We start from the raw sequence: 16,058 nt of genomic DNA on the forward strand, positions 1-16,058 counted from the left end.
TTTTTCATGTGTTTTTCTAGATTATCAAAGGTAACTATCCACAAGTACATAGAGCGGGAATGCATATACTGATGGAAGTTTCCTTTATAGTCTGTAATTGTTCTTCTATCTTTATGCAGATTGACATATATTTTATCAACAGTCGTCTCGTCCACTATAAAAAGGGGCATTCACCTTAGTTTCGATCAATCGAGCAAATAAAAAATGTGAAGGGATACGCCGGTGGAACTTTATCATATATGAAGTCACCACCTTGAATAACAACACAAATATTCCGACAAAAGATTAGGCGGGAGGCGTCCTTTTGAACAAAATTTATGTGTTAGATACGAATGTTTTACTGCAAGATCCATACGCTATTTTTTCATTTGAAGACAATGAAGTTATCATTCCTGCAGTTGTATTGGAAGAATTGGATTCAAAGAAAAGATATATGGATGAAATCGGCAGGAATGCGAGACAAGTCTCAAAGCTTATAGACGGTTTTCGTGAAAAAGGAAAATTGCATCACGGAATTATGTTGCATAATGGTGGGGAATTAAGAATTGAGCTAAACCATCGTTCTTTTCATGAGCTCCAAGAGATTTTCATCGAAAAGACAAATGATAATCGAATTCTTGCAGTAGCTAAAAACCTTTCACTTGAAGAACAAACGAAAAAAAATGGCAAGTCAGTCATCTTAGTTAGTAAAGATACCCTTGTTCGTGTGAAGGCTGATGCAATTGGGTTATTATCCCAAGATTTTCTAAGTGACCGAGTTGTTGAGCTGGATCATATTTATAGTGGCTTTCAAGAAATTTTAGTTTCGCGAGAGCTACTTAATCAATTTTATGGAAAAGGAAGTTTGCTTGTTTCAAGTATTACAAAAGAAACACTCCATCCTAATCAATTTATATTGATGAAAGATATTCTAGGTACCTCCGCTTCTGCTGTTGCTCTCGTTGATTTTACTGGAAAGACCGCAAGAAAATTGATCTTTGATGAAGATCATATATGGGGCATTAAAGCTAGAAATGTTCAACAGATTATGGCGATGGAGATTCTTCTTAGATCAGATATTCCTCTCGTTACTCTAATTGGAAAAGCAGGTACAGGTAAGACGCTAATGGCTCTTGCGGCAGGCTTAATGCAAACTGAAGATCTTGGCCGATATAAAAAGCTACTTGTTGCAAGGCCTATCGTGCCGGTAGGAAAGGATATAGGGTATTTGCCAGGGGAAAAGGAAGAAAAGCTAAGACCATGGATGCAACCGATTTTTGATAATTTAGAGTATTTATTTAACACAAAAAAGCCTGGAGAATTGGATGCAATTTTGGCAGGTATGAGTTCGATTGAGGTCGAGGCACTCACATATATTCGAGGTCGAAGTATCCCTGATCAATTTATCATAATAGATGAAGCTCAAAACCTTACGAAACATGAAGTGAAAACGATTTTAACGAGGGTTGGCGAAAGAAGCAAAATCGTATTGATGGGGGACCCCGAACAGATAGACCATCCATATCTTGACGAATATAATAATGGGCTAACCTATGTAGTGGAGAAATTTAAAGAACAACAGATTGCGGGTCATGTTAAATTAATAAAAGGAGAAAGATCTGGTTTGGCCCAGCTTGCCGCCACTCTACTTTAAGTGCGTATTTAATAAGGAGGATAAGTACGAGGAGCGATTGTCTCTATCAATTCGCGTATACAGTAACGTTGAGGACCGGGCTTGCACAGGACGTGCGCGATTTTAACAGAAGGTCATTTATGAGCCTTAATGCAATTCGTAAGCTTTTTAACCGAACTTTTTGAACAACCTCTTTAAGAGAGGCTCTTTTCGTAAAGTTTGTTGTTTTTAACAAGTAACAAATTCGAGCAGATGTTGATTGTAGTTGATATGCGAGACTCCTGCTTAGAGAAGCGTGTTGAGGGAGACCCCGTAAGTGCAAAGCACTGAGGAGGCTCCTTTAGACCGCCCGTACAAAGGAGTGTCTGCAACGGAAATCACCCCAGGATATTCGTGTAAATATCATTTAAAAGCAATAAAGTATGCGAGAACAGCCTAAAGAAAAAACGTTGCTCCTTGACGAAGAGTCGGTAAAACACTCAGACACTTTGTCATGGATCTAACTTTACATTATCGCATAATAAATGCCTGTACATCTTTAATTGGTTGATTAATATTGGATCCATCTCCAAAATAAATGTACATTGGGCCATTTTCTTTTATAGGCTTACCATCAATAGAAAAGCCTAGAACAAATGCTTCGGCAGCTTCTTTAGTAAACACTTGTTCCGTATTCGCTGTTTTGACAACAACTTCAGAGGCATTAGAATCGGGTTCAGCATTATCCAGAAAAGGCTTGAAAGGAATGACAAACGTACCTTCTAATAGACGTTGTTTCTCAAACTTTCTTTCTGTCTTTAATGTTGGGGGCATTGTTGCTCCCTCGCGGATTTCTTTTTCCCAATGCTTGGATGCTGCAATCGTATATTCCTCTAATTCATTTTCCACTTTCTTCTCAGCATGAAAATAGGTTTCAATTTCAACTTTACGGTCGTCAAAGATCCAAACCCCAGGATCTAATGTTATTGGAAATTTCACTTTCCCTTGAATAAATACGATGGGCTCCATCTATAAACATTCCTCTCTGTATGTATGGTCAAAAAGACTCTAACAATAATTATACAAGAATAAGTATAAAGAAACTTGCTAAAAAAGTCACAGAAAACCTTTTCATTTGTCCAGGTGGTTTCAAAGTCGTTCTCCCAAATGGTTCGGTTCTTGTTCGCGTCTAAGCTTTCTGAAGCATACAGGGTGTATAATACTATAAAGGCGCTACCAAAGGACATGGTCCACGCCGACGAAGCCAAAAATTCAGGAGCGATCAGTTTGTCCTTATACAATAAGACGTTAACGTTTTTCTAAGAGTTAAATTGGCTTACTATTATATGTTTGAATAGATAGATTATTGTAGACAAGAGCTGGGTGACGGCTTATCTAATTATCCTTGCTTTTTTAGACAACTAAGGGTAAAATTTATAGATAAGAATGTACGCTTCATTGGCGGGGGGATTTCGTATGGCATCTGAAATGCTTGTCAATCATCAAGAAAAAGCTTATGCTTTATTAAAAGCAGATGCTGACAAGATTCTTAAATTGATAAAAGTACAAATGGATAATTTAACTATGCCTCAATGTCCTCTATATGAAGAGGTTCTAGATACTCAAATGTACGGCCTATCTCGTGAAATAGATTTCGCTGTTCGTTTAGGTTTAGTCGATGAGACGGAAGGAAAGTCACTCTTAGAATCGCTTGAGAGGGAACTATCTGCTTTACATGAGGCTTCTTTACGAAAATAATATAGTAAGAAATTAACTCAAACGAATCATCATAGTTGTTTGAGTTTTTTTATATAATTCAATTATATTATATTAGATTCCTATTATTGTTATATACTTTTTTATTATAATTGTATTATACTATGCAATAATAAATTCTATAATCAAAACTATTTTGAATTTTAAAAAACCATTGACTAAAACGGTTTTTTGGACCAGAATTATGAATAAAAATGTCGTAATGTTCAAACTATGCCTCATAATAAAAATTGTTTAAATGTGCAATAACTATGTGTGAATAAGATCTTGATTTGAATCTTGCTCTTTTTACAATATACAAATGAAAAATACATAAAAGTAGGTGTGAGTTAATGGTAAAACGTATAAAAAAAGTTTTGGCAGCAAATCGGGGAGAAATCGCAATTAGGATTTTTCGAGCTTGTACAGAATTAAATATCAGAACTGTAGCTGTATACTCAAAAGAAGATCAAAATTCTTACCATCGTTTTAAAGCGGACGAAGCATATTTAGTTGGGGAAGGAAAAAAACCAATTGATGCTTATTTAGATATTGAAGGGATCATTGAAATTGCCAAGAAAAAAAATGTTGATGCGATTCATCCTGGATATGGATTTTTAGCAGAAAATATTGATTTTGCTCGTCGTTGTGAGGAAGAAGGAATTATTTTTATTGGTCCTGAGACAAAACATTTAGATATGTTCGGTGATAAAGTAAAAGCAAGAACTCAAGCTGAACTAGCGAATATTCCTGTTATTCCAGGAAGTGATGGTCCTGCAACTTCTGTGAAAGATGTAGAGGCATTTGGTCAAACGCATGGTTTTCCAATTATTATTAAAGCATCGCTTGGCGGTGGTGGACGAGGCATGCGTATTGTTAACAACCTAGAAGAAGTTCAGGAGGCGTATACAAGAGCAAAATCTGAAGCGAAAGCGGCTTTCGGTAATGATGAAGTATACGTTGAACGCTTTATTCAAAATCCAAAACATATTGAAGTACAGATCCTTGGAGACAAACATGGGGAAATTGTTCATTTATATGAGCGTGACTGTTCCGTTCAAAGACGTCACCAAAAGGTAGTGGAAGTAGCTCCATCCGTTTCTTTAACAGAAGATCTAAGAATGAGAATTTGTGAAGCTGCTGTACGATTAATGGAAAATGTTAACTATGTGAATGCGGGGACGGTTGAATTCCTTGTTGCAAATCATGAATTTTACTTTATAGAAGTAAACCCACGTATACAAGTTGAGCATACTCTTACTGAAATGATTACTGGAATAGATATTGTTCAGTCACAGATATTAATTGCTGAAGGTCATAAATTATACGAAAAGGAAATTGGTATCCCTCATCAAGCTGAAATTACAACGAATGGTTTTGCTATCCAGTCAAGGGTAACAACTGAAGATCCATTAAATGATTTTATGCCGGATACTGGGAAATTGGCGGTTTATCGTTCTGGCGGTGGCTTTGGAGTACGTTTGGATGCAGGGAACGCATTCCAAGGTGCAGTTATAACACCTTATTATGATTCCTTATTAGTTAAAGTTTCGACTCATGCACTTACCTTTGAAAAAGCTGCAGCGAAAATGGTGCGTAATTTAAAAGAATTCAGAATTCGTGGAATTAAGACAAACATTCCGTTCCTTGAAAATGTAGTAAAACATGAGAAATTTATAACTGGCGAATATGACACTTCGTTTATTGATACAACACCTGAACTGTTTTCCTTCCCTGTGCGTAAAGACCGTGGTACGAAGATGCTTTCCTATATTGGGAATGTAACAGTAAACGGCTTTCCTGGAGTGGAAAAGAAGAAGAAACCAGTGTTTGAAAAACCAATCATTCCAATCATCTCAGCAGATGTTCCGACACAGCCAGGAACAAAGCAGATACTTGACGCAAATGGTGCTGATGGTCTCGTGAAATGGATTAAAGAACAAAATGATGTCCTGATCACAGATACGACGTTTCGTGATGCTCACCAATCTCTTTTAGCAACAAGGATTAGAACAACAGATTTATTGCAAATTGCTGAACCAACGGCAAAACTGGTGCCGAATCTGTTTTCTCTTGAAATGTGGGGAGGAGCTACGTTTGATGTAGCTTATAATTTCTTGAAAGAAGATCCATGGGACAGGCTTCTTGGGTTAAGAAAGAAAGCACCAAATGTCCTTTTCCAAATGCTTTTACGCGCATCTAATGCTGTTGGCTATAAGAACTATCCGGATAATGTAATTGAGGAATTCGTCCAAAAATCTTCACAAGCAGGGATCGACGTATATCGGATTTTTGATAGTTTAAACTGGGTTAAAGGAATGGAAGTTGCTATTGACGCTGTTCGACAATCCGGGAAAATAGCAGAAGCAGCTATTTGTTATACAGGAGATATAAACGACCCAACACGAGTGAAATATTCAATTGACTATTATAAAAATTTAGCGAAGGAATTGGAGAACCAGGGAGCACATATTCTTGGAATCAAGGATATGGCAGGTCTCTTAAAACCAGAGGCTGCTTATCGATTGATTTCGGAACTTAAAGATACTGTAGATATACCGATTCATTTACACACTCACGACACAAGTGGAAATGGTACGTATATGTATGCAAGGGCGATAGATGCAGGTGTTGATATTGTTGATACAGCACTTGGTTCAATGGCTGGGCTCACTTCTCAACCAAGTGCTCAAACGCTTTATTACGCCCTTGAAGGAACGAAACGTCAACCGAAGCTTGAAATTAATTCTCTTGAGAAATTGTCTACCTATTGGGAAGGTGTAAGAGCGTATTACCAAGATTTCGAAAGTGGTATGGTTTCACCACATACAGAAATTTATCAACACGAAATGCCTGGCGGACAATACAGCAATCTTCAGCAACAGGCAAAGGCAGTAGGGTTAGGCGATCGATGGAATGAAGTGAAAGAAATGTATCGCCGTGTAAATATAATGTTTGGGGACATTGTTAAAGTTACGCCTTCTTCCAAAGTTGTTGGTGATATGGCTCTATTCATGGTCCAAAACGATCTATCTGAAGAAGATGTCATGACAAAAGGAAAGACAATGGATTTCCCAAATTCAGTGATTGAACTTTTTGAAGGGTATTTAGGTCAGCCAGAAGGGGGATTCCCTAAAGAATTACAAGAAGTGATTCTAAAAGGTAAAGCTCCAATTACCGTAAGACCTGGTGAATTATTAGAGCCAGTTAATTTTACTGCATTACGAGATGACTTATTTAAAGAACTTGGTAGACCGGTTACAAGTTTTGATGTGTTAGCCTATGCGCTTTATCCTAAAGTATTTTTGGATTATGTAAAAACATGCGAACAGTTTGGTGATTTATCGCACCTAGATACGCCAACATTCCTTTATGGTATGGGGCTTGGTGAAGAAATAGAAGTGGAAATCGAAGTAGGTAAGACTTTAATTGTTAGACTTGTTTCGATCTCCGAGCCGCAAGCTGATGGTACGAGAGTGATTTATTTTGAATTAAACGGTCAATCCCGTGAAGTAATCATAAAAGATGAGGGCATAAAGTCATCTGTTCAAGCCAAGCTTAAAGCAGACTCGAAAAATCAATCACATATTGGAGCTACAATGCCAGGCACAGTACTAAAAGTAGTTGTTGAAAAAGGAGATCAAGTTAAGCAAGGGGATCACCTTATTATAAATGAAGCAATGAAAATGGAAACGACTGTACAAGCTCCATTCTCTGGAGTTATTACAGATATCCATGTTAAAAATGGCGATGCAATTAGTACAGGAGATTTATTAATAGAAATAACTAAATAACGAAAAATAGAAGGCTGACCTAGGTCAGCCTTCTATTTTTCGTTTGTATTAATGAATCGTGACTGAAGAACTTGATGTGTCTTCATCTTTATTTTTCATATGCGTTGTTTGTATTAATGCCAATTCATTCTTTTTGCTTCTAGAGGTTAAAAGTAGTAAATAGCTGAGAACGCCAAAGAAACAAGCGATAAATAAGGCATGAGAGAGTGCGATTATCAGATTCAGTCTTGAATAGATAATAAGAGCCCCAGCGACTACTTGAAGAAAAACAAGGATTAACGCATAAAGCCAACCCCAATAGAGTACTTTCTGCTGTCGATACCGCCTAAATGCTAGAACCGTTATATAAAGGACCCAAATGAAGATGAGCCCAGCAGCTGCCCTATGACCCATTTGTACCCATTCATACATGTTAGAAGGTAGTATAAACTCATCATTGACACAAAGCGGCCAGTCTTTACATACAAGACTGGATTCTGTATGCCTTACTAATGCGCCAGTATAGACTACAAAAAAACAATAAGAGATTAAACCGAAGATATGAAATTTCATTCGTTTGTCAACGATCAATTTATCTGCTTCAAACTTCTTGTCCACTTCAAAGATCAGTAATGTTAGCAAGAAAACAGCAGCAAAAGAAATTAATGAAATTCCAAAATGTGCAGCGAGTACAAAATCGGATTGCCCCCATTTAACCGCTGCTGCTCCGATTAATCCTTGAAGAAGAAGAAAACAAAAAGAGAGAGCAGAAAGAAATTTAGTTTCCCGGATATCACCAATCTTTCTCCAGCTCCAAACAGAAAGAATGAGAACCATGAGACCTACAACACCGGATACTATTCTGTGTGCGAATTCAATTAATAGTTCTGATGTAATTACTTTTGGAATGAGCTGGCCTTCACATAATGGCCAAGAACGCCCACAACCCATACCAGAATCCGTTTTAGTTACGAGGGCACCTCCTAATAAAATAAGCAACATCCCTAACGTTGTTAAAACAGCAAACCATTTTAAACGCTTTTGCATGGTACTCCACCTTCTTTAAGTGCTTTTGAATAATTACAATTTCGACTATGTATGTATCTTAGCATATTTATATCAACTATGATGTCAATATTTCGACAATTGTTGTAATTATATGTGTAATCAGTTATTTGGGGACTTTTTGAACACGCACTTTTAGTTATAGAAAAACACTTACTTGATAATAGCCACGATAGCCACGTGAAAAGGATATTACAATAAGAGTTATACATCGTTATACCTTTAGAACTAATCTAACTTAATCAGTGGAGAAAAATTATAGTCTAATTATTTAGATTTTTCATAAAGAAGGTTGAAAGTTTTCAAAGAGTCTGGTAGAAATAAAGAGTATGTATAAAAATGATTTCTAATTGTTTATTCCTTAGGCAAGGTGGAAGTGAAGATCTTTCCTGATAGAGTCACAATTCCGTCATAAAGAAAAGGAAAAACATACACAAAAGAATTGGAAAGTGTGTTTTAATATCAGAAAAAGGTATTTACTTCATTTTGCTTTTATAGTATTTTGGGTGCCAGTCTCTATATTAGGAAAGTTGTCGAAGCTTTGGGTAACATTGCTTTTAATAATTTGACGCTTCCATAGTTACAAATAATGAAAAGTATGGAATAATGGTAAGGAACCTAAATACATTAACGTATTTGTCGAAATACTCTAAGGAGGAATGAATAATGTCTGATTCGAGAGTATTGACAGAAGCTGATATGAAAACTAACTCTATATCTATTTCTGACAATGAAACAACACCATGGAAGGATTTCCTTGCTTTAATAAAAATAGGAATCGTAAATTCTAATTTGATAACAACCTTTACTGGTATATGGCTTGCACTGCATTTTACTGGCATGCCATTTTTAACGAATTTGGATAAAGTGTTCTTTGCTTTGGCTGGCTCAGCTTTAATAATGGCTGGCTCATGCAGTTTTAATAATTATTATGATCGGGATATTGATCATTTGATGGAAAGAACGAAAAATCGTCCTACTGTTACCGGCAAGGCAAGTGCTTCAAAAGTTCTGATTCTTAGCTTTGTATTGATTGGCCTTGGGATCGCTATGCTAGCAATGACTAATATGACAACTGCAATCTTGGGTAGTATTGGCGTTTTTGCTTATGTTGTTCTGTATACAATGATTACCAAAAGAAGGTATGTATCAAATACAGTAGTTGGCAGTATTTCCGGGGCAATGCCACCATTAATTGGGTGGGCAGCAGTTGATCCTGGATTAGGAATCATTCCCTGGATGTTATTTTTAATTATGTTTTTATGGCAACCTCCACATTTTTATGCACTCGCAATGAAAAGAGTGGAAGAATACCGCGCTGCTGGTGTCCCGATGCTTCCAGTTGTTAAAGGATTTAAAGCTACCAAAAGATCTATGGTCATTTGGGTAGCATGGTTGATTCCTGTTCCGTTTTTCATGACAGCTCTTGGGACAACATATGTAGTATTAGCAACAATCTTAAGTGTTGGATGGTTTATCCTTGGGATTTATGGATATAAAATGAAAGACGACTTAAAATGGGCCAAGCTAATGTTTGTCTATTCATTAAATTACATGACTATTTTGTTTGTAGCAATGGTCATACTTACACTTATTTAAGTAGTTAACTAAAAAAATTCTAAGAATGTCTCAAAAGGGCAGTACCCTTATGAGGCATTCTGATAATACATAGACAATTGTTTAAGAGTAAATAGAATTGTTATCATACCGCATCACTTTTATCCCACATTAATGGGCAGTAAGACCCCATCCCTTAAGGCTTCGAGGAATCAAAGAAGCGTAAGAGAGGAGAACTGCCTCATAAAAGCCTGATTGAAGATTCACTTTATTTTTTTTTATTCCTTCAAAAGGGAATTCTTTCTTTAATTAGAAATTTAAGATAGAAAGAAATTCAAAACTTGCACATTTAATAATTGTGAGAAATTTTTTACGAAAGAGGGGTTTCTAAAGCATGAAAAAAAGGCTTAGAAAGTGGCGTCTGATTTCATTATTCGCGATAATGACGCTAATTCTAGCAGGCTGTGGAGAAGCAAATCTATCCGCGCTAAAACCAGCTGGAGAAGTAGCGCAAAAACAGTTTGACTTGATGGTATTAAGTACGTTAATCATGGTAGTGGTTATCATCGTGGTAGTCATTCTTTTTGTTACCGCTATCGTTCGTTTCCGTCGTAAAGATGGTGACGAAAGTATTCCGAAACAAGTTGAAGGAAGCCACAAACTGGAAGTGATTTGGACGACTATCCCAATCTTGCTTTTAATTATTATGGCGATTCCAGTCGTAACTTACACATTCGAGTTGGCTGATACTTCCGCTATGGAAGTGAAGGATAAGGATGGTAAAACAAAGGATGCTGTAGTTATTAACGTCCGAGCAAACCTATACTGGTGGGAATTTGAATATCCCGATTATGGGATTTTCACAAGCCAGGATTTAGTTGTACCTACAGATGAAAAGGTTTACTTTAATCTTGAAGCTTCAGATGTTAAGCATTCATTCTGGGTACCGGCAGCAGGCGGTAAAATGGATACGAACGTAGACGGCGTTAACCAAATGTATCTTGTATTCGATAGTAAGAAGTCTAATGAAGCGCAAAATTTATTTTACGGAAAATGTGCAGAACTTTGCGGACCTTCCCATGCCTTAATGGATTTTAAAGTCGTAACGAAATCTAAAGATGATTTTAACTCTTGGGTAAAGAGTATGCAGACTGTTGCCAAAGAACCAAAAGTTGCTGAAGGCGAATTAGCACAACAAGGACAAGAAATCTTCAATCAAAGTTGTATTGGATGTCATGCTGTTTCAACAAGTGGCAATGGCGCTGGGATGGGACCTAACCTTGCAAACTTTGGAGAGCGTGAACGTATTGCTGGTTTTCTGCCTCATGATAAAGAAAATTTGAAAAACTGGATTAAAGCTCCAGATGATTACAAACCAGGTAACACAATGGCTGGTAAGTATGGCAAATTGACAGATGAGCAGATTGATGCACTTGCTGAATATTTACTTAATCTTAAAGTTGAAGATAAGTAAACATATTGATTGAATTGGAGGTTAAATCGTGAGTACGTACGCTAAGAAACAAGGATTTGGCGCAACGTTATGGGATTTTATGACAACAGTCGACCATAAAAAAATCGCCATTCTTTATTTAATATCCGGCGGACTATTCTTTATTCTCGGTGGCTTGGAAGCGATGTTCATTAGAATTCAGCTTGCAGTACCTGATAATAACTTTATGAGTGCCGGAGTTTTTAATGAAATGATAACGATGCATGGTACTACCATGATTTTTTTGGCAGCGATGCCTATATTATTGGGAATAATGAATGCTGTCATGCCGCTTCAAATTGGAGCGCGTGATGTCGCGTTTCCATTTCTAAACTCTTTAGGTTTTTGGATGTTTTTCTTCGGTGGTGTTATGCTGAACCTTTCATGGTTCCTGGGCGGCGCACCTGATGCGGGATGGACATCATATGCATCATTATCCATCCATTCTCAAGGACATGGAGTAGACTTCTATGTATTAGGACTTCAAATATCAGGATTTGGTACGCTTATTGCAGGAATTAACTTTCTTGTTACGATCATTAATATGCGAACTCCAGGTATGACCTATATGAGAATGCCTATGTTTACATGGACAACTTTTGTTGTTTCTGCACTAATACTTTTTGCTTTTCCTCCGTTAACGGTTGGATTAACTTTAATGCTTTTTGATAGAATGTTTGGAGCGAATTTCTTTGATGCTGCTGCAGGCGGTAATACAATTATCTGGGAGCATTTATTCTGGATTTTCGGGCATCCTGAGGTGTATATCTTAATTTTACCTGCGTTTGGTATTTTCTCTGAAATTTTAGCAACATTTTCAAGGAAAAGACTATTCGGATATTCATCTATGGTATTTGCAACTGTTTTAATTGGTTTCTTAGGATTCATGGTTTGGGCTCACCATATGTTTACGGTTGGCTTGGGTCCGATAGCGAATGCGATTTTTGCAGTAGCTACGATGGCGATTGCTGTACCAACAGGAATCAAGATCTTTAACTGGATTTTTACCATGTGGGGCGGAAGTGTCAGATTCACGGTTCCAATGCTATATGCTGTATCATTTATCCCGTCGTTTACGATGGGGGGAGTAACTGGGATTATGCTTGCTGCTGCACCTGCAGATTATCAATATCATGACAGTTACTTCGTTGTAGCTCACTTCCACTATGTAATTGTTGGTGGAGTTGTCCTTGGTATTCTAGCTGGTATTACGTATTATTGGCCAAAAATATTTGGAACGATGTTAAATGAAACATTAGGGAAGTTTACTTTCTGGTTATTCTTAATTGGATTCCATTTAACTTTCTTCATCCAACACTTCCTAGGTTTATGGGGGATGCCGCGCCGTGTATTTACGTATCTTCCAGGGCAAGGTTGGGACATATCTAACTTAGTCAGTACAATAGGAGCAATGTTTATGGCAGTGGGAGTAATAATTTTGTTAATCAATATTATTATTACTTCTGTGAAAAACGTAAGAGTTGGCAACGATCCATGGGGAGACGGACGTACATTGGAGTGGGCGATTCCTTCACCACCGCCGTTCTACAACTTTAAGCAGTTGCCACTTGCTCGCGGCTTAGATGCTTATTGGATTGAAAAAATGGAAGGTAAAAAGGAAATGACACCTGCAGAACCGCTCGGTGACATTCACATGCCAAATGGATCTATCATTCCTATATGTATTACTTTCGGTTTGTTCATTGCATCATTTGGGGCATTGTACAACATGGATGATAAGCCTTGGACAATACCAGTTATTATTATTGGTTTATTGATTACATTCGGTTCAATGCTGATTCGTTCGATAAAAGACGATCACGGGTTCCACATTCATAAAGAAGACTTGATGGACGATAAAGATAAGGAGGTAAAGGCATAATGCACGTAGAAGAAAAATTTACAGATGCTACATGGCCTGCGGCTCCTGAAACAGCAACGCTAGAAGGAAAAAATAAATATTTAGGATTTTGGTTGTTCCTTGGTGGAGAGACTGTTCTTTTCGCTTCGCTTTTTGCAACCTATCTTGCGTTAAAAGATAAGGTGCCAGATTCAGGAATGCTGCTTGCTAAGGATTTATATGAAATCCCGCTAACATTTGCAATGACAATGATCTTATTAACAAGTTCATTAACAAGTGTTTATGCAATGTATCACATGAAAAATAACAGTTTCCAGAAAATGCAAACTTGGCTTCTTATTACGGTTGTGCTTGGCTTTAGTTTCCTAGCATTAGAAGTTTATGAATTTAATCATTATGTTCATTTAGGTCATACATTTACTAGTAGCGCATATGGTTCAGCCTTCTATACGCTTGTAGGATTTCATGGCGCGCATGTCACGTTTGGTCTAATGTGGTTTTTATCACTTATGTTGCGAAATGCAAAACGTGGTTTAAGCTTATATAATGCACCTAAATTCTTTGTTGCAAGTTTATACTGGCACTTTATTGACGTAGTTTGGGTATTCATCTTTACGGTCGTTTATTTAATGGGAATGGTGGGATAACTGATGACAAATCAACAATCTAATTCAGCGAACCCGAATTTAAATTTAGAATATCGACGCAAACAAAATGCAGAAGAAATGAAGCATCAAGTCATTACTTTTTCAATGATGATTTTCTTTACGCTTATCGCCTTTGCAATGGTGGCAATGGAATCAATCTCACGTTGGTTTACAATTCCAGTCATTCTTCTTCTTGCTGCAATTCAGGTCATTTTTCAGCTTTATTATTTTATGCATATGAAGCATAAGGGACATGAAACGATTGCGTTATTTATTTATTCTGGATTGACAGTAGGGTTAATCACTGTCCTTGTCTTTCTTACAATCGTTTGGCTTTAATTTTTGAGAAAGAGCTGGCGCTTTAAACTGCCTGGTTCAAAAATACTAACTAATCAATCTGGATTATAGTGTTACAGTTGAGTCGGTGCTTTAGGGCCGGCTCTTTCTTATCCTGTCTATTATTGGATAACAATGTTTTGGTTCATACGAAGACTGGATTGTTAAAAGTAACCAATTTTAAGGGAAATACTAGTCTCTGTTATAGAAAAAGAGGTATAATAGGGGTAATAAGTGTAAAATAGAGGTGTTAAATATGTCTATCGATATTTTTGGTTTTCGTGCATTATGGAGTCCATATTTCTTAGTTTCTTTGATTCTGGTCATTGTCAGTTATGTTTTACTCGTATCTAAATTTCGCCGTAAGTTTATTAATAATGAACCAGTAGGAATAAAGCAGCAAGCACTTTTCATTACAGCAATTGTGTTATTGTACGTTGTTAAGGGATCTCCTTTGGATTTACTGGGACATATTATGTTCAGTGCACATATGACTCAAATGGCTTTTTTGTATTTAGTTGTACCGCCCTTGCTAATAATGGGAATCCCTGAATGGCTTTGGCGTTATATCCTTCACGTACCATTAATTAAAGGGATGTTTAATGTCTTTACGAAACCACTTTTTGCATTAATTACTTTTAACGCTTTATTTTCTTTTTACCATATTCCTTTAGTTTTCGATTTTGTGAAAACTGATATGTTGTTACATGCAGGGTATACGATACTGCTGTTTATTTCGGCCATATTTATGTGGTTTCCACTAGTCAATCAATTGCCTGAACGAGCTAGTCTTTCTGGTGTTAAGAAAATTGCCTATGTATTTGGAAGTGGAATCTTAATGACGCCTGCTTGTGCACTAATTATTTTTGCAACTGATCCGTTGTTTTCAACTTATTCAGATGCGTCTGCTTGGTTAGTGGCAATGGAATTATGTGTTCCAGCTTCTGCACTGTCTGGCTTAACTTTAAGTGGTCCTGAAATGTTTAATGGACTTCCAATCATGGATGATCAACAACTTGGTGGCGTTCTTATGAAGATTATTCAAGAAATTGTTCTTGGCGTTACACTAGGTTATATTTTCTTCGCATGGTACCGTAAGGAAAACGGATCAAATGATGAAATAGACCCTATCCCGCCCCATTTACAGCCAGTTAAATAGAACTTTGCATGAAAATCTTAACAATAAAAATAAATTAGAAGATTTTATCGAGGATTTCTCAAAAGGGTCTGACCTCGCACTCTAATCAGTCTGTAGTGTCTCTTACACTAATCTTGTACTGTATTTAGTTGTTGCGTGGTCTGACCCTTTGCTTTTTTGTATCGTAAATAGGCTTGTGATTGACGCTAGAAATCATAACTTTAAGAAAAAATAAAGCAAGTTGCATTCATTTGATCTTTAAAAGTGAGCATTCTGTTAAGAATATACGAACTTGTTGAATTTTTGAATGATGTCTTATAAAATGAATACGATGAATATAAATAGAGAGGGCGTTAAAGCAGATTATGTCTTTACCAATTCTTCCAACGATTAGTACGTTTTTTATTGTCTTGAGTTCAATCACCGTGGCAATTGGTTGGTATTTAATTAAGAAACGTAATTTTAAGGCTCACCAGAATACAATGTTAGCTGCGGGTGTATTTGCTATCATTTTCTTTATCATTTACGCTTCAAGAACAGTTTTTCTTGGGAATACGTCCTTTGGTGGCCCAGATGATATTAAAATCTATTATACCGTTTTTCTGGTCATTCATATTACCCTAGCAACTGTAGGAGCAATACTTGGTATCATGATGTTTACTTTAGCTTTTAAAAAGAAATTTGCTACTCACCGCAAGATTGGGCCATTTACAAGTGTTATTTGGTTCTTAACTGGAATAACGGGGCTTGCAGTGTATTTTCTATTATATGTTCTTTACCCAGGTGGAGACACTACATCGCTTATTAAAGCTATTCTTGGCACTTAAATTGAAAAGATTGAAT

At 36.8% G+C, this 16,058-nt stretch carries 12 protein-coding genes; 10 read left to right on the forward strand and 2 right to left on the reverse strand.

Annotated features, from left to right (window positions below; genetic code table 11):
- Window positions 1-304 precede the first annotated feature (304 nt).
- Window positions 305-1,633, forward strand: a complete 1,329-nt coding sequence (locus ACIQZI_RS11280) for a PhoH family protein (RefSeq protein ID WP_403073128.1) — start codon at window positions 305-307, stop codon at window positions 1,631-1,633.
- A 489-nt stretch (window positions 1,634-2,122) separates the two neighbouring features.
- Here the strand turns inward: ACIQZI_RS11280 and ACIQZI_RS11285 are convergent, their stop codons facing one another.
- On the reverse strand, window positions 2,123-2,620 hold the full coding sequence (locus ACIQZI_RS11285; protein ID WP_403073130.1) for a peptidyl-prolyl cis-trans isomerase: 498 nt from the start codon (window positions 2,618-2,620) through the stop codon (window positions 2,123-2,125).
- Between the two features lie 447 nt (window positions 2,621-3,067).
- Between ACIQZI_RS11285 and ACIQZI_RS11290 the strand changes: the two genes are divergently transcribed.
- The gene (locus ACIQZI_RS11290; RefSeq protein WP_049680650.1) at window positions 3,068-3,349 is read left to right on the forward strand and encodes an Fpa/YlaN family protein; all 282 of its coding nucleotides are present in this window, start codon (window positions 3,068-3,070) and stop codon (window positions 3,347-3,349) included.
- A 350-nt stretch (window positions 3,350-3,699) separates the two neighbouring features.
- Window positions 3,700-7,140, forward strand: a complete 3,441-nt coding sequence (gene pyc, locus ACIQZI_RS11295; protein ID WP_403073132.1) for a pyruvate carboxylase — start codon at window positions 3,700-3,702, stop codon at window positions 7,138-7,140.
- 48 nt (window positions 7,141-7,188) lie between these two features.
- Here pyc and ACIQZI_RS11300 read toward each other — a convergent pair whose 3' ends face one another.
- Window positions 7,189-8,166, reverse strand: coding sequence for a COX15/CtaA family protein (locus ACIQZI_RS11300; RefSeq protein ID WP_403073134.1), 978 nt, complete (start codon window positions 8,164-8,166; stop codon window positions 7,189-7,191).
- Window positions 8,167-8,850: 684 nt separating this feature from the next.
- Between ACIQZI_RS11300 and cyoE the strand changes: the two genes are divergently transcribed.
- The 7 genes from cyoE to ACIQZI_RS11335 all read left to right on the forward strand — a co-directional run bounded on the left by cyoE (window position 8,851) and on the right by ACIQZI_RS11335 (window position 16,042).
- A complete protein-coding gene (cyoE, locus tag ACIQZI_RS11305) occupies window positions 8,851-9,783 on the forward strand; it encodes a heme o synthase (RefSeq protein ID WP_403073136.1) in 933 nt (310 codons plus the stop codon).
- 352 nt (window positions 9,784-10,135) lie between these two features.
- Window positions 10,136-11,215, forward strand: a complete 1,080-nt coding sequence (gene coxB / locus ACIQZI_RS11310; RefSeq protein WP_403073138.1) for a cytochrome c oxidase subunit II — start codon at window positions 10,136-10,138, stop codon at window positions 11,213-11,215.
- Window positions 11,216-11,243: 28 nt separating this feature from the next.
- Window positions 11,244-13,115, forward strand: a complete 1,872-nt coding sequence (gene ctaD / locus ACIQZI_RS11315) for a cytochrome c oxidase subunit I (RefSeq protein WP_403073140.1) — start codon at window positions 11,244-11,246, stop codon at window positions 13,113-13,115.
- Window positions 13,115-13,741, forward strand: coding sequence for a cytochrome (ubi)quinol oxidase subunit III (locus ACIQZI_RS11320; protein WP_062181521.1), 627 nt, complete (start codon window positions 13,115-13,117; stop codon window positions 13,739-13,741). The genes ctaD and ACIQZI_RS11320 overlap by 1 nt, the downstream gene beginning before the upstream one ends.
- Before the next feature lie 3 nt (window positions 13,742-13,744).
- On the forward strand, window positions 13,745-14,080 hold the full coding sequence (gene ctaF / locus ACIQZI_RS11325; protein WP_403073142.1) for a cytochrome c oxidase subunit IVB: 336 nt from the start codon (window positions 13,745-13,747) through the stop codon (window positions 14,078-14,080).
- A gap of 253 nt (window positions 14,081-14,333) precedes the next feature.
- Window positions 14,334-15,236: a cytochrome c oxidase assembly factor CtaG gene (gene ctaG, locus ACIQZI_RS11330; RefSeq protein ID WP_403073144.1), complete on the forward strand. Its 903-nt coding sequence runs from the start codon at window positions 14,334-14,336 to the stop codon at window positions 15,234-15,236.
- Window positions 15,237-15,580: 344 nt separating this feature from the next.
- Window positions 15,581-16,042, forward strand: coding sequence for a DUF420 domain-containing protein (locus ACIQZI_RS11335; protein ID WP_403073146.1), 462 nt, complete (start codon window positions 15,581-15,583; stop codon window positions 16,040-16,042).
- Window positions 16,043-16,058 lie beyond the last annotated feature (16 nt).

The sequence above is a fragment of the Peribacillus sp. NPDC096379 genome (assembly GCF_044762875.1).
Lineage (GTDB): Bacteria > Bacillota > Bacilli > Bacillales > DSM-1321 > Peribacillus.